This window comes from Pseudomonas sp. SDO55104_S430, assembly GCF_054070595.1.
This window is the reverse complement of sequence record NZ_JBSVXG010000002.1, coordinates 21223-36151: the sequence shown is the minus strand read 5'-3', so window position 1 is coordinate 36151 and position 14929 is coordinate 21223. Positions and strand designations below refer to the sequence as shown.

12 protein-coding genes are annotated in these 14929 nt (G+C 64.0%); 2 read left to right on the top strand and 10 right to left on the bottom strand.

Annotation, left to right across the window (positions count from 1 at the left end):
• Positions 1-124 precede the first annotated feature (124 nt).
• From ACW9JE_RS00685 to ACW9JE_RS00650, 8 genes are all read right to left on the bottom strand, one after another.
• Complete coding sequence (locus ACW9JE_RS00685) at positions 125-3223, bottom strand: error-prone DNA polymerase (RefSeq protein ID WP_224535958.1); 3099 nt, start codon at positions 3221-3223, stop codon at positions 125-127.
• Entirely contained in the window at positions 3199-4614 is a 1416-nt protein-coding gene (locus ACW9JE_RS00680; RefSeq protein ID WP_224535960.1) for a Y-family DNA polymerase, read from the bottom strand. Before ACW9JE_RS00680 ends, ACW9JE_RS00685 begins: the two co-directional genes overlap by 25 nt.
• 7 nt (positions 4615-4621) lie before the next feature.
• On the bottom strand, positions 4622-5239 hold the full coding sequence (gene imuA / locus ACW9JE_RS00675; RefSeq protein WP_224535961.1) for a translesion DNA synthesis-associated protein ImuA: 618 nt from the start codon (positions 5237-5239) through the stop codon (positions 4622-4624).
• Entirely contained in the window at positions 5239-5856 is a 618-nt protein-coding gene (lexA, locus tag ACW9JE_RS00670; RefSeq protein WP_457431515.1) for a transcriptional repressor LexA, read from the bottom strand. The genes imuA and lexA overlap by 1 nt, the downstream gene beginning before the upstream one ends.
• A gap of 287 nt (positions 5857-6143) precedes the next feature.
• Positions 6144-7124, bottom strand: a complete 981-nt coding sequence (locus tag ACW9JE_RS00665; protein ID WP_457431514.1) for an NAD(P)H-dependent flavin oxidoreductase — start codon at positions 7122-7124, stop codon at positions 6144-6146.
• Between the two features lie 2 nt (positions 7125-7126).
• Positions 7127-7681, bottom strand: coding sequence for a cytochrome b (locus ACW9JE_RS00660; RefSeq protein ID WP_457431513.1), 555 nt, complete (start codon positions 7679-7681; stop codon positions 7127-7129).
• A 48-nt stretch (positions 7682-7729) separates the two neighbouring features.
• Positions 7730-9403 carry a cation acetate symporter gene (locus tag ACW9JE_RS00655; RefSeq protein ID WP_457431512.1) on the bottom strand — a complete coding sequence of 558 codons (1674 nt, stop codon included), beginning with the start codon at positions 9401-9403 and terminating at the stop codon, positions 7730-7732.
• A complete protein-coding gene (locus ACW9JE_RS00650) occupies positions 9400-9714 on the bottom strand; it encodes a DUF485 domain-containing protein (RefSeq protein ID WP_457431511.1) in 315 nt (104 codons plus the stop codon). Before ACW9JE_RS00650 ends, ACW9JE_RS00655 begins: the two co-directional genes overlap by 4 nt.
• A 247-nt stretch (positions 9715-9961) precedes the next feature.
• On the opposite strand from ACW9JE_RS00650, the gene ACW9JE_RS00645 reads away from it, so the two are divergent.
• A complete protein-coding gene (locus tag ACW9JE_RS00645) occupies positions 9962-10846 on the top strand; it encodes a LysR substrate-binding domain-containing protein (RefSeq protein WP_457431510.1) in 885 nt (294 codons plus the stop codon).
• On the opposite strand, the gene ACW9JE_RS00640 is transcribed toward ACW9JE_RS00645, so the two are convergent.
• Together ACW9JE_RS00640 and ACW9JE_RS00635 are read right to left on the bottom strand one after the other, a co-directional pair.
• Complete coding sequence (locus ACW9JE_RS00640; RefSeq protein WP_224535981.1) at positions 10830-12077, bottom strand: MFS transporter; 1248 nt, start codon at positions 12075-12077, stop codon at positions 10830-10832. The two genes, ACW9JE_RS00645 and ACW9JE_RS00640, sit on opposite strands and share 17 nt — an antisense overlap.
• The gene (locus ACW9JE_RS00635) at positions 12074-13288 is read right to left on the bottom strand and encodes a YbfB/YjiJ family MFS transporter (protein WP_457431509.1); all 1215 of its coding nucleotides are present in this window, start codon (positions 13286-13288) and stop codon (positions 12074-12076) included. The genes ACW9JE_RS00640 and ACW9JE_RS00635 overlap by 4 nt, the downstream gene beginning before the upstream one ends.
• Positions 13289-13856: 568 nt before the next feature.
• Between ACW9JE_RS00635 and ACW9JE_RS00630 the strand changes: the two genes are divergently transcribed.
• Complete coding sequence (locus ACW9JE_RS00630; RefSeq protein ID WP_457431508.1) at positions 13857-14885, top strand: D-cysteine desulfhydrase family protein; 1029 nt, start codon at positions 13857-13859, stop codon at positions 14883-14885.
• Positions 14886-14929: the final 44 nt, after the last annotated feature.

The following is a 14929-nucleotide window of genomic DNA, read 5'->3' as shown; positions in this document are numbered from 1 at the left end:
TGCAAAATGCGTAAGTGCTCTGGATTGCCCCTTGCACGCGCGATTTGCTAATCAAGCTCACCGATGACGCCTTGTATCGCAGAGGAAATTCGCATCACTGCCTGACCGAAAACCGAGTTGTGAATCAGTGAAAATCCCGACTACGCACGGTAATGCCGTCCAGCAGTGAACTCAGGTCACTCAGGCGCCCGGCGATCAGGTGGCGGACTTCGCCTTCCTTTTCCCAGCGCCCGTCGACCTTGAGCAGTTGCGAGCCCACCAGCACCCGGCGCTGGCGGTCGGCGAGGTCGCGCCAGACCACCACGTTGACGTTGCCGAACTCGTCTTCGAGGGTGACGAAGGTTACGCCGCTAGCGGTGCCCGGTCGTTGTCGGCCGGTCACCAGCCCGGCGATGCTCACCGGCCGACCGTGTTCGACCTCCAGCAATTCCCTGGAGCTGCGACAGCGCCGGGCCTTCAATTCACCGCGCAACAAGGCCAGCGGATGCGGGCCGAGGGTGGTGCCGACGCTCGCGTAATCGGCGCGCAGGTCTTCGCCGACCGTGGGTTTTGGCAGCACGATGGCTTCCTCTTCCTGCCGGGGCAAACCGGCGAACAGACCGAGTTGTTTCTCCACCCCCGCCACTTCCCAGCGCGCCCGATGGCGATCACCGGCCATGCCGCGCAACGCTCCGGCATCGGCCAGCAGCTCCCGGGCACGGGCATCCAGTTGCGCCCGTTCGCCAAGGTCGGAGATATCGGCAAACGCGCCCTTGCCTCGCGCGGTCTCGATACGCCGCGCATCCTCTTCGCGAAAGCCCTTGATCATGCGCAGGCCCATGCGGATCGCCGGTTGCGCACCGGCCACCGGTTCCAGGCTGCAATCCCAGTCGCTGGCGCGCACGTCCACCGGGCGGATCTGCAAATGATGGCGGCGCGCGTCCTGCAGGATCTGGTCCGGGCTGTAGAAGCCCATCGGCCAGCTGTTGATCAGCGCACAGGCGAACGCCGCCGGCTCATGGCACTTGAGCCAGCAGCTGGCGTAGGTCAGCAAGGCGAAGCTGGCGGCGTGGGACTCGGGAAAACCGTAGCTGCCGAAGCCCTTGATCTGCTCGAAGATCTGCGCGGCGAATTCGGCGCTGTAGCCGTTTTTCTTCATGCCGGCAGCCAGGCGTTCCTTGTGCGGTTCGAGCCCGCCGTGGCGTTTCCAGGCCGCCATGGAGCGACGCAACTGATCGGCCTCGCCGGGGCTGTAGTCGGCGGCGACGATGGCGATCTGCATCACCTGCTCCTGGAAAAGCGGCACGCCAAGGGTCCTTTCCAGCACCACCTTGAGCTCCGGCGACGGATAGGTTTCGGGCTCCTCCTTGTTCCGCCGTCGCAGGTACGGATGCACCATCCCGCCCTGAATCGGCCCCGGCCGGACGATGGCCACTTCGATCACCAGGTCGTAGAAGGTCCTGGGCCTGAGGCGCGGCAGCATCGACATCTGTGCCCGGGACTCGATCTGGAATACGCCGATGGTGTCGGCGCGACTGATCATGTCGTAGGTCGGCCGGTCTTCGGACGGAATCGTCGCCAGGCTCAAGTCCAGATTGCGGTGCCGACGCAGCAGGTCGAAACAGCGGCGGATTGCGCTGAGCATGCCCAACGCAAGGATATCGACCTTGAGCAGGCCGACCGCATCGAGGTCGTCCTTGTCCCACTGAATGATCGTACGGTCGGCCATGGCGGCGTTTTCCACCGGCACCAGGGTGTCCAGCGGCTGTTCGGAAATCACGAAGCCGCCGGGGTGCTGCGACAGATGCCGGGGGAAGCCGATCAGTTGCCCGGTCAGGCTCAGGACCCGGCGCAACACCGGGCTTTCCGGGTCGAAACCGCCCTCGAGCAGGCGCTCCACGGGCGGGGTTTCATCACTCCAGTGACCGCAGCAGTCGGCCATCGCGTTGATCTGGTCCGGCGGCAGACCCAGGGCCTTGGCCACATCGCGCACGGCACCGGCGGCGTGGTAGGTGCTGACCACCGCGGTCAAGGCCGCGCGACCCCGGCCATAACGGCGGAAAACGTATTGCAGGACTTCTTCGCGGCGTTCGTGCTCGAAATCCACATCGATATCCGGCGGCTCGTTGCGCTCCCTGGACATGAAGCGCTCGAACAGCAGCGTGGTTTGATCCGGGTTGATCTCGGTAATGCCCAGGGCATAGCAAACCGCCGAGTTGGCCGCCGAACCACGGCCCTGACAGAGAATTCGCTGTTCACGGGCGAAGCGCACCACGTCATGCACGGTGAGGAAGTAGCTCTCATAGCCAAGCTCGGCGATCAGTTCCAGTTCCTTGTCGATCTGCTCCAGTACCTTGGCCGGCGCGCCGTTTTCCCAGCGCCAGGCGATACCTTCCTCGGTCAGTTTGCGCAGCCAGGCACTGGCGTTATATCCGTCGGGCACCAGCTCTTTGGGGTATTGATAACGCAACTGCTTCAGATCGAACGTACAGCGCCGGGCCACGTTCACGGACTCCTCCAGCAGTGCCGGCGGATACAGCTCGCGCAAGACCTCGAGGCTGCGCAAATGGCGCTCGCCGTTGGGGTGCAGGCGCAGCCCGGCGTCGGCCACCGGCAGGTGATGACGGATCGCGGTCATGGTGTCCTGCAAGGCGCGCCGGCCACGGGCGTGCATGTGTACATCGCCGCTGGCCACGGCCGGAATGTCCAGCGCCCGGGCCAGCGCCAGCAAATCGTGCAGGCGCCGGGTGTCGTCCTGGCCGCAATGCAGTTGCACCGCCAGCCACAAACGCTCGGCGAACACCTCTTTCAGCCAGCGCCCCTGCGCGACGTCATCGACCGCGTCCGGCACCCACAGCGCCAGCAACCCGGGCAACGACTCGCTGAAATCTTCCTTGAGGATCTGGTACTGGCCTTTCTGCGTCCGTCGACGAGCCTGGGTGATCAGACGGCACAGGTTCTGGTAGCCCTCGAGGTTTTCCACCAGCAGCACCAGTTTCGGGCCGTTTTCGATGCGGATTTCGCTGCCGATGATCAGCGGCAACTCCACGGATTTTGCCGCCTGCCAGGCGCGGACGATGCCGGCCAAAGTGCATTCGTCGGTGATCGCCAGGGCCTGATAACCCTGCTTCTTGGCCCGTTGAAACAGTTCAAGGGCGCTGGAGGCACCGCGCTGGAAACTGAAGTTCGACAAGCAGTGCAGTTCGGCATAGCCGGCGCTCATGCGAACCAGCCCTGCAGCCACAACGGACCGTCCTCGCCGACCGCGCGCCACGCCCAGCCCTGCTGGCCGGTGCGGGTTTCGATCAGGTAGTAATCGCGGCGCACGTCATCGCCGTCCCACCAGCCGGTCTCGATGCGCTCCGGGCCCATCAGGATGCGCGTCGAGTGTTCGTGCAGCGCTTGCGGTTCGGTCAGCAGCCAGCCCGGGCGTTTTACCCCCGGCAGCGGCACACATGGCTGACTGTCGGCACGGGCCTGCCAGGCACATTCGGGGCGGTGATCGGCCTGAAAGCGCAGGCCGTGCACAGCGTCATCCCCCAGCCGTGCGCGCAGGCGTTCGCGCAGTTGCTCCCAGGGCAAGGACTGTTGCGGACGGTCATCGAACAGTTCCTGGCGTTGGGGCACGAAGGCAGGCAGGTCTTCGGCGCGCAGGCGAAAGCCGCGCACCGGAGCCTCGACCTGGACTTGCTCCAGCCGCCCGCGGGCCAGTTCGAAGAGCATCGCCGCATCGCGTTCGGCGCTGAGCAGGCCGACCTTGATCACGCTGTCGGGCAATCCGGCGTGCTCCAGGTGCAGGTCGAAACGCTGCACCCCGCTGTCGCGACCGCAGAGAAACGCCGACAGATCGCCGGTCAGTCGACGTAATGGAAACAGCAGGGCTTGATGGGATTGCACATCGAAGTTGAGCTCGATGCGCACATCGAAACGGTCCGGCGGCAGGTAGAACGCCAGCGCCAGGCGCCGCGTGCCGAGCAAGGCGTCCAGATGCTTGAGTACCTGGGCCTCGAAACGCCGGGCCAGGCTCTGCCGAGGCAACGCCTGCACCTGGCTCAGCGTACGCAGCCCCATGCGCGACAGCGCCGTGGCGACATTGGCCTCCAGGCCGATGCGGTCGACGGGTAATTGCCCCAGGTGATACTGCAGGGCTTGATCATCGGGCACCACCAGGCCGTCATAGGCGTTGGCGAGGATCCGCGCGGCCACGGGGTTGGGCGCGGCGACGATGCGGTGGCGAAAGCCCAGCTCGCCGAGTTCAGTGCGCAGCCGGGTTTCGAATTGCGCCCAGTCGCCGAACAGGCCCAGGCTGGATTCGATCTCGAACACCACCGCACGGGGGTAATGCACGCTGACCTGGGAGCTGAAGCGATAGGCCCAGGCCGCCAGGAACTGTTGCCAGTGTTCGATCTCGGCGGCGTCGTATTCCGCGGTGGCGAAACCTTTGCTCAGTGCCTGGGCGGCGGTCATCGACTGGCCGGGACGCAACCCCAGCGCCCGTGCCGAGACGTTGACCGCCTGCAAGACCCGACGCTGCGCCGGGCCGGTCAGCAGCGCCAGCGGCTCGTCAGGGTCGCTGCGCTGACGCAGGACCGCGTCCAGCGCCAATTGCGGGAACAGAATGCACACCCAGCGCATGGCAACCTCAATGCCCCACGGGGAAGGCAATCGGCGCCGAGCGGGCCAGTCCGCCCCGGCACTTGAGCACGCGCAACTGCGCAGGCCTGGCATCGATGGCGATACGCAGGGCTGCGGGCGACGGGTTGATCGCTTCATGGATCGAGCGGTAGGCGAAGGCCAGGGTCGAGCCGGTTTCCGCCGCCACCTGCAAGCGCCGCAGCGCCCGGTCATCGGCCTTGTGCGGCCAGCACAGCACCGCGCCGCAACTGCCTGAACGCAGGCATTGTTCCGCCGCCCACAGGGCATCGCGCTCGCTGGCTTCTATGATCGACAACTGGCGCAGATCGACCCCGGCGTTCTGCCAGGCCTGGGGGTACGGCACGAACGGCGGCGCCACCAATACGATGCGCTCGCCCGCCGCCGACAGCCGCGCCAGCGTCGGCCACACCAGTTGCAACTCGCCCACGCCCTGCCCGGCCAGGAGGATTTCGCTCAAGGCCGCTTCCGGCCAGCCTCCGGTCGGCAGTGTCGCATCCAGCGCGGCATGCCCGGTGGTCTGCGGGCTGGCGCTCGGCGGCGCAGGCCGGCCCTTCCAGATCTGGCCGCCATTGAACAGCGTATCCAGCGCAACGACGGCACCCATCAGCCTTGCCTCACCAGACCGCAGAACACCCCTTCGATCGCGAGGTCCTGACCGGGCACGACGACGATCGGCTCATAGGCCGGGTTGCGTGGCAACAGACGAACCGTGTCACCTGTTCGTTCGAAACGCTTGATGGTCACTTCACCGTCCAGGCGCGCGACGACGATCTGGCCGTTGACCGCCTCGGGGCTGCGGTGTACGCCCACCAGATCGCCATCGAGAATGCCGTCCTCGATCATCGAGTCGCCGCGAACCCGCAGCATGTAGTCCGGCGTGCGGGAGAAAATCGCCGGGTCGAGCAACAGACGACTATGGATTTCCGCATCTGCACCAATCGGCGCACCCGCCGCCACACGACCGAGCACCGGGATGTCCAGCAATTCGGGGCGCGCAGGTTGACCGAGCAGGCGAATGCCCCGGGCCTGATGCGCATTGACCTCGATGAAACCGGCCTCGGTCAGCGCCAGCACGTGCTTGCGCGCCACGCTGCGGGAGGCAAAACCAAAGGCCTCGCTGATTTCAGCGAGGCTCGGAGACTGACCGTGTTCGGCGATTCGCTCGCGGATGAAGGTCAGGATGGCGGTACGGCGGGGAGTTAGAGTCGTCATGGAGTACATTTGTACTCTTTTGCGGTTTCTCTTACAAGATTTTGTGGACGACCTGTAGGCGCGAGCTTGTTCGCGATGGAAGTTCAGGCTTTGCGGGGTGTCAGGCAGCCAGCGTTATCGTTGACCTCCATCGCGAGTGAACTCGCTCCTACAGTGTTTTGTGTCGAACACGCGATTCACTTACGACTCAAATCCTGTGGGAGCGGGCTTGCTCGCGAAAGCGGCCTGTCAGTCGCCAATGATGCTGGCTGTGCAGACGCCATCGCGAGCAGGCTCGCTCCCACAGTTTTTTGTGCCTACAGAGGCATTGCCCATCTCTGTTGCACGGTTTCCACTGGCATCCGCTCCACCAACCCTCCAGCCAATTCCGCCACCCGCTGCGCCGCCGGCACCACGCTGTGAATCTTGCCCACCCCCTGCCCCGCATACAGCGACAACTTTTCGGCCATTCGCGGTTTGTCGATGGCCCGGGCGCCGCCGCCGATCAGACGCAGCAAATTCCACTTGTCCCGATTCGGGATCACCCGGTGCGGCGTGCCGTAGGTCCAGCCGAACGAGTAACCGGTGCGGTACTCGGTGTCATCGGTGGTCGCTTCGACGATCTTCCGCTTGTACAGCGGATGCGCGTTCGACTCTTCGGTAGCGATGAACGCCGTGCCCACCACCACCCCCGACGCGCCGAGGGACATCAGTGCCCGCACATCGTCGCCGTTGGTCACGCCGCCGGCCGCCAGCACCGGCCGGCCCTCGGAGATAGCGAGGATCGAAGTCAGCAGCGGCATGATGCCGATGGTGCCGCGATTGAGGTGTCCGCCGCTTTCACTGCCCTGGGCGATGATGATGTCCGCGCCTTGGGCAAGGGCGATGTGCGCCAGCTCCACGGAGCCTGCCTGGACCATCACCAGCAGCCCGGCGTCCTTGGCCCGGGGGATCATATCGGCGGAATACTTCTCGGCGTAAAACAGCGACAGCAGTTTGGGCTTTTCCTTGAGGATCACCTGGAACTGCGCCTCGAACACATCCGGGCCGCCGAACTGCGGCACCAGGTTCACTCCGAATGGCCGGTCGGTCAGCTCGCGGGTCTCCTGGATCCAGCGGCGCAAGGCCAGCGGCGGCAGGCGCAGACCGCCGATCACCCCCATGCCCCCGGCATTGGCCACGGCACCCACCAGTTGAGGGCCGGAAATGGCCGCCATGCCACCGAGGAAAATCGGGTACTTCACACCGCACAATCGGGTGATGGCGTTCCCGGCAAAATCGCATCTGTCCTGGTTCATACTCACAGCTCCACGTGTTTGCCCAGCATGCGCTTGAGCGTGTTGTTCTTCAGGAGAAAGTGATTTTTGACCGCGCCGAAAATGTGCAGCGCCAGCCCTGCGAGGAACGCCGAGGCGCCGATGTTGAACAGCACATCGACCACGTGCTTGAGCGTCGCATTGACCGGCAGCAGGCTCGGGATTTCGAGGCCGCCGGGCAACTCAACCACCTCGCCGCCCGCGCAGCGCGAAGCCCAGACCGCAATGGGCAGCAACACCATGGCCAGCGCCAGCGACACCGCCACCGAGCGGCTGATGATCACTTCGATGGGGTTGGGCGTGCCCACGGGCAGCGGATGGTAGGCCGTGACCCGCGCCCAGAAGCGGTAGATCGAGACGAGGAACAGCACCAGACCGACCAGGTTCTGCACCCGTACCAGCTCGCTTCGCAGCGCCTCGGCGGACGCCTGGCCGATCATCAGTTGCAGGCCGAAGATCGCCAGCAGGGAAAACGCCACGACCCAATGCAGGGCGATGGTGATGGGGGAAAATCTCAAGCCATTGTCTTTGAGTTGCATGGCTGACTCCTTTTGCAGCGAATGCCAATCAGGAAAAGGAACACGCGATCAGTGATTGACCGCCTGCGCGGCGCCTAGCCCGGTCTGGGCACGAATCAGCTGGTCATCGAAACGCTCGCGTTCCAGCCCTGCGGAGCGACTTCTGTCAGTGACCGAGCCCAGCCAGGTGAAGAGGAACGCCACGTTCATCGAGATGATCGCCGGGTAGTCATAGGGGAAGATCGCCTCGGCATTGCCCAGCACCTTGATCCAGACCGCCGGCGACAGAATCACCAGGCCCACCGCACTGATCAGGCCGGCGACGCCGCCGATCAAGGCGCCGCGCGTGGTCAGGCCCTTCCAGTACATCGAGAGCACCAGGATCGGGAAATTCACCGACGCGGCGACGCCAAAGGTCAGCGCTACCAGGAACGCGATGTTCTGATCCTTGAACAGGATCCCCAGCAGCACGGCAACGACGCCGATGCCCACCGAGGCAATACGGGAAACGCGGCGCTCGTCCTTCGCATCGGCCTTGCCCTTGCGCACCACCATCACATACAGGTCATGGGAAATCGCCGAAGTGCCGGCCATGGTCAGCCCGGACACCACCGCCAGAATCGTCGCGAACGCCACGGCGGAAATGAAGCCGAGCAACAGGTCACCGCCCACGGCTTTCGCCAGGTGCATCACCGGCATGTTGCCGCCGCCGATCAACTTGCCGGCCAGATTGCCGGACTCATAGAAGGCCGGGTCCTGCCCGACGATTACGATGGCGGCCAGTCCCAGCACGGCGACGATCAGGTAGAAAAAGCCGATGAAGCCGGTGGCGACGAACACCGATTTGCGCGCTTGCTTGGCGTCCGGCACGGTGAAGAAGCGCATGAGAATGTGTGGCAAGCCGGCGGTGCCGAACACCAGGCCCAGCGACAACGAGATTAGCGACAGCGGATCGGCCACCAGCTTGCTCGGCAGCAGAATCCGCTCGCCATCGTGGTGCGCGGCCACCGCTTGTTCGAACATCAGATCGAAGGAGAAACCGAACTTGCTCAGCGCCAGAAACGCCAGCAAGGTTCCGCCCAACAGCAGCAGCCCGGCTTTGATGATCTGCACCCAGGTGGTGGCGACCATGCCGCCGAAAGTCACGTAAACCGCCATCAGCAAGCCCACGGCAATCACCGCGTAGTTGTACGGCAGGCCGAACAGCAACTGGATCAATTGCCCGGCGCCGACCATCTGCACCACCAGGTAAAAGCACACCACCGTCAGCGAGCCGAAGGCGGTCATGGTGCGGATGCGGTTCTGGTCGAGGCGGAACGAAGCGATGTCGGAGATGGTGATGCGCCCAAGGTTGCGGATGCGCTCGGCAAACAGGAACAGCAGCAGCGGCCAGGCGACGAAGAAGCTGATGGAGTACAGCACGCCGTCGAAACCGTTGAAGAAGATCATGCTGGTGACACCCAGCAGCGCCGCGGCCGACATGTAGTCGCCGGCCAGTGCCAGGCCGTTCTGAAAGCCGGTGATGCCGCCGCCGGCGTTATAGAAGTCGTCCATGGATCGGGTCTTGGAGGCCGCCCAGTAGGTGATGCCCAGGGTGGTCACGACGAAGACCAGGAACATGCTGATCGCGGTGTAGTTGATCGGCTGCTTTTCTACGTTCTGCAGCACGTCGCCGGCCATGGCGCGCGCTGCGAAGGCGCTCAGCAGAACAGGAAGAATGAGGTTTTGCAGGAGGGGCCTCATACGATCACCCCCGCGCGGATTTGTGCGGTCAGGGTGTCGAACTCACCGTTGGCCCGCAGGATGTAGAGCCCGGTGAACAACCAGGCACCGACGATGAATACCAGGCCCAGGGGCCAGCCGATGTTGATGACGCTGGTGGCGGAAAGCTTCGTCGCTAGCAGCTGGGGCGCGAAAGCGGCGACGAGGATGAACGTGAAGTACGGGACAAGGGTTGCGGCGGTAAGCCCGGCGACGAATCTTCGTTGCCGAGAGACCAACTCCTTGTAACGGGGGTGATTGCGAATTCTGGCCGATTCGGTTGCATGGTTCACGTTGACTCCGTGTAGCAGTGGTTGCGTTATTGTTGTTCCACAGCCTCAGATTCAGACTCGATCCGCCACTGGCTGCGGTATCTGTGCCCCTTCAACCTATGCCCGTCACACCATCAAGTAAAATGATCATTAGTGATTGAGTTGATCTGTTTTGGTGAACCTTAAATTTGCCGAACGGCCCTTTCCCTAATCTGCCGGAAGCTTTAGATTCGCCAGCAGTTATGACTTTTACAGATAGGTGAAGGCGATGGATGTTGCGGATCTGAGGGTGGTGGATGCGGTGGCGCGCCACGGCAGCATGAACAAGGCCGCCAATGAGCTGAACACTGTGCAATCCAACGTGTCGGCGAGGATTCGCGCTCTAGAGGGCGAGCTCGGGGTGGCGCTGTTTCAACGCAGCGCCAAGGGGGTTCAGGTGACGCCTGCGGGGCGGCGCATCCTGCCCTTCGCGGCCCGGCTGTCGAAGCTCTTGCTCGATGCTTCCAGCGCCGCGCGCGATGACGGCCAGCCACGGGGCGTGCTGGAAATCGGGACGCTGGAAACCACCCTGGCCATGCGTTTGCCGCGCCTGATCGCGCAGTTTGCCAAGGCTTATCCGGATGTTCGCCCGGTGGTGCGCACCGGCACCACCTGCAGCCTGATCCAGGGCGTCATCGACTGTAAGCTGGAAGGCGCGTTCGTCGCCGGGCCCGTCCACCATCCGGAACTACACAGCGAGGAAGCCTTTCGCGAGGAACTGGTGCTGGTGACGTCCCCTGCCCTGCGCAGCCTGCAAGCGATCGCCGAGGTGGAGAATTTGAAGACCGTGGTGTTTCGCATCGGCTGCTCCTATCGCCAGCGCCTGGACACGCTGCTGACCAGCCTCGGCATCGTCGCCCCGGAACCGCTGGAATTCGGCTCGATCGAAGCCATCATCGCCTGCGTTTCGGCGGGCGTCGGCATCAGCCTGTTGCCCCGGGGGGTGGCGGCCAATGCGGCGCGCGACGGTCTGGTTGCGGTGCACGATCTGCCGGCGGACATGGCGCAGGTCGAGACCGTGTTCGTGCGCCGCATCGACGGCTACTTCTCCAGTGCCCTGGCGACTTTTCTGCAAAGCGTGCGGGAGGACGAAGTCCCTAGCGTGGCGCGGTAGACCGATCGAGAGCTGCGGACGCGCCATCGAAACGGTTCTTTATCCAGCCATTGATAGCGGCACACAGCACCAGCAGCGCGCCGGTCACCAGAAACACGTGATGCAGTCCGAAATGCGCGCCGATCTGGCCGCCGATCAAAGGCCCGATCACCTGACCGGAGAACTGCGCCGACTGCAAGTAACCCAGGATCTTGCCGGTGTTATGCGCTTGCACCGCACCGCGAATCAGCTTGGCGATCGCCGGCAGCAATCCCGCCAGGGTCATGCCCATCAGGCCGCGCAGCACCGCCAGTTGCCACCAATGCGTGACGTACGCCTGGGGCAGCATGAGGATGCCGGTCAGCACCAGGCAACCGATGATCACGTTCCAGCCGCCGATGCGATCGGCCAGTGCGCCCAGTCGCGCGGCGGTCAGGATGCTGCCCAGTGCCGAAGCGGCCATCACCACGCCGGCCACTCGCGCCTGATCGTCGAAGGCCACGCCCAGATGACCGATGTAGACGGTAATGATCGGCTCGATCGACATGTTGGCCAGCAGGACCATCATGGCGGTCACCAACAGCGCGGCGATGACTGGCCAGCGGGTGTTGTCCTGTTTGTCCGCGCTGTTTTTTGTGCGTTGCGAGCCGTCCACACCACGCTGGAAATCCTCGCGGACCAACAGGATGGTGGCCAGCGCCGCCACGGCGATCACCGCGCCGCCAACGAAAAAGGTCCCGCGAATGCCGACCCACTGTGGCAGGAAACCGCCTACCAGCGGCCCGATCAGATTGCCGGACAACGCCCCGGTCGACAGCACGCCCAGCGCCCATCCGGCTTTTTCCCGTGGCACTTGCGAGCCGATCATCACGATCGATGCCGAGGCATAGCCACCGATCAAGCCGGCGATCAGGCGCAGCACCACCAGGTCGGTGACATCGCGGGCCAGTCCGATCAACGACATCACAATGGCCATGCCGATGGCGGCGCGGATCAGCATCGGTTTGCGCCCGAATCGATCCGCCAGCCGACCCCAGAGCGGCGCGGTGATCGCCGTGCCGAAAAACGTCGCGCCAAAGGCCACGGCGGACCACTGCACCACATCGGCCTGGGCCGTGACGCCCAGTTGTTGCACATACAGCGGCAGGAATGGCAGCAGCATGGTCAGGCTCACCAGCGTGGTGAACGAGCCGAACACACAAACCGCCAGGTTGCGGCGCCAGTAAGGAAGATTGCGCTCGGCGTAGTTCACGTTGCAGAGTGCTCCGTAGATTCAGCGCTGCGGATTGCCGCCAGTACGTCGATGACGAAGGCAATCAACATCGCCACCGTGCCGATGCCGAACAGCAAGCGATAGTTACCGCCGCTGTAGGAAAACAGGAACGACAGACCATAGGCGGCGACGGCCTGGAACAGCGCGAAGCCCACGGTTGCGGTTTGCCACGCGGCGGCTTGTTGCGCGGGGTGTCGGGCGAGCACTTCCTGCAGGCGACCGAGCATCAGCGGCACGGTGCCGGTGACGAAGGCGCCGACGATGACGCTGGAAGCCATCAGCCAGACCGTGCCAAGTCCCAGGGCCGGTGCGGCGACGCTGATCGCCTCGATGATGAACGCGGCCCGCAGCGCCCGACCGAAGCCAATCCGATCAGCCAGCGCCCCTGCCAGCAACGGGCCGACGGTGGCGCCGATGCCGAACAGCACCCAGTATTGCGCGCCCGTTTGCAGCCCCTGACCGAGGCCACGGGCGACGAAGTCCACCAGGAAAATCATGTGCGGCACCCAGCCTGCGGCGTTGAGTGCGTATTCGACATACAGCGCCTTGAGGGTGCCGTTGGAGGGTGGACGACGATGGTGGACGGTGTTGGATGCGCTGTTGTTTTCGCTCGGCCAGCCATGCCACGCGATAGCGGTGAGCAGCAGCGCGATCAGGCCCAAGCCGAGCCAGGTCTGCGCCAGGCCCTGTTGCAGCAACAGCGGCACCAGCGTGCCGGACGCCGCGATCCCGACCCCGACGCCCATGAAAATCACCCCGCCGGCCAGGCCTCGACGGGAGGCTGGCACGTGGGCCAGAACCGTCGGCGCGGCCAGCACCATCAGCGCCCCGCCGGCGACACCAGAGAGCAGGCGCCAGGCGAAAAACCAGGCGAAGGACACGGGATAGGCACAGGCGAAAAACGCGATGCTCGCCAGCAGCATCATCGCCCTGAGGGTGAAGCGGGTTGAAGTTTTCGCCGCCAGCGAACGCCCGAACAACGCCCCGGCCAGATACCCCGCCAGATTCGCCGCCCCAAGATAGGCAGCCCTGGACGCATCGAACCAGTGGGCGCCGACAATCGCCGGCAGCAACGGCGTATAGGCAAACCGCGCCAGCCCGATCCCCACAAGACTCGCCGAAAACCCCGCCACCGTGCCTCGCCATGGGCTGGCCGACGGGTGTGTCGTTGTCGCTTTCACGCTGTTCATCATCTGCCCTTCCCTACTTCAGTCGGGCCGACTGTACGCGCGAAGGTGATATCTCAAATAACGAATTAATCAGGTATCAGTTATCTTTAATTCAGATATCACACCATTCTCCCTGGGGGAGCGAGCCTGCTCGCGATGGCGGCGCACCAGACACCCTCACTTCGCCTGAACCACCGCCTTCGCGAGCAAGCCCGCTCCCACAGGGACTTCGGTTGCCAGCCGAATTTGCATAAACCTATAAAACCCGTAGGAGCGAGGCTTGCCCGCGAAGAGGCCGGAACATTCAACATTGATGCAGGCTGACCTGCCGCCATCGCGAGCAGGCTCGCTCCCACAAGGGATCTTGCATACGCCTGCAGAACCTGTGGGAGCGGGCTTGCTCGCGAAGAGGTCGGCACATTCAACATTGATGCAAACAGACCTGACGCCTTCGCGGGCAAGCCTCGCTCCTACAAGTTGATTACATGATGTATCAACAGTAATTACCCGGCAGCGCTATATCTTCACCCGTGCGCCTTTTTACAGTGGCCGATCCACAGCTCTCTTCCCTCCAAGAAGGCGATCCTTCATGCCCCACGACTTGAGTCATCTTGATGCCGCGCTGGCCACCTACCCACGGGTGGCGTTGCTCGAAGGCCCGACGCCGATCCAGAAACTGCACCGTCTGAGTCGTCTACCTGAGATGAACGGCTGCAACCTCTACGTCAAACGCGATGACCTGACCGGCCTCGGCGGTGGCGGCAACAAGCTGCGCAAACTCGAATTCCTGCTCGGCGAAGCACTGGCTGCCGGTGCCGACACCCTGGTGACCTGGGGTGGTTTTCAATCCAACCATGCCCGTCTGACCGCCGCGGTCGCCGCCCAGCAAGGCCTGGCCTGCGAACTGATCCTGACCCCGTCAGCGGTGCGCAGCGATGACGATTTCTGCCACAACGGCAACGTCATTCTCGACGCGCTGTTCGGCGCAAAAATCCATCGCCTGCCTCGGGGTGTCGCACCCGACACCTTCGCTGCCGAACTGGTCGACAGGCTCAAACAGCATGGCCGCAAACCCTTCGTGATGCCGCTGGGCGGTTCCAGCCCTCGAGGCAGCCTGGGTTACGCCGCCTGCGCCGCCGAAATCCTGCGTCAGGCCGATGCGCTGGGCATCCACTTCGAACAGATCGCCATACCCAACGGCAGCGCCGGCACCCACTCCGGATTGCTGGCCGGTGTCACGCTGGCCCGTTCCTCCAGCAAAGTTCTCGGTTACTCCGTCCTGGCCACCGAAGAACAGGCAGCAGCGCTGACCCTGGAAAAAACCACGCAAGTCCTGCAACTGCTCTCCCCGTCCACGTCGCTACCCGAAACGTTGGTCAACGTCGATGGCAGCCAACGCGGCGAAGCCTATGGCGCGCCGACCGAAGCCATGCTCGAAGCCGTACGCCTGCTCGCCTCCCACGAAGGTCTGCTCACCGATCCGGTCTACGGCGGCAAAGCCTTCGCCGGTCTGCTGGCTGCGGTACGCCGGGGCGACTTTCCAGCAGGCAGTCATCTGCTGTTCGTGATGACCGGCGGCTTGCCGGGAATCTTTGCCTACCGCAACGCCTTCGACTGACCCGCCAGATGTAAAAAAACCTCCCCGGCCACAACACCGGGGAG

Coding starts and splice junctions, on each gene's coding strand:
- ACW9JE_RS00680 (WP_224535960.1), bottom strand. CDS start 4,614: ATGCGCTGGGTGTGCATTCTGTTCCCGCAATTGGCGCTGGACGCGGTC.
- imuA (WP_224535961.1), bottom strand. CDS start 5,239: ATGGGTGCCGTCGTTGCGCTGGATACGCTGTTCAATGGCGGCCAGATC.
- lexA (WP_457431515.1), bottom strand. CDS start 5,856: ATGTACTCCATGACGACTCTAACTCCCCGCCGTACCGCCATCCTGACC.
- ACW9JE_RS00665 (WP_457431514.1), bottom strand. CDS start 7,124: ATGAACCAGGACAGATGCGATTTTGCCGGGAACGCCATCACCCGATTG.
- ACW9JE_RS00660 (WP_457431513.1), bottom strand. CDS start 7,681: ATGCAACTCAAAGACAATGGCTTGAGATTTTCCCCCATCACCATCGCC.
- ACW9JE_RS00655 (WP_457431512.1), bottom strand. CDS start 9,403: ATGAGGCCCCTCCTGCAAAACCTCATTCTTCCTGTTCTGCTGAGCGCC.
- ACW9JE_RS00645 (WP_457431510.1), top strand. CDS start 9,962: ATGGATGTTGCGGATCTGAGGGTGGTGGATGCGGTGGCGCGCCACGGC.
- ACW9JE_RS00635 (WP_457431509.1), bottom strand. CDS start 13,288: ATGAACAGCGTGAAAGCGACAACGACACACCCGTCGGCCAGCCCATGG.
- ACW9JE_RS00630 (WP_457431508.1), top strand. CDS start 13,857: ATGCCCCACGACTTGAGTCATCTTGATGCCGCGCTGGCCACCTACCCA.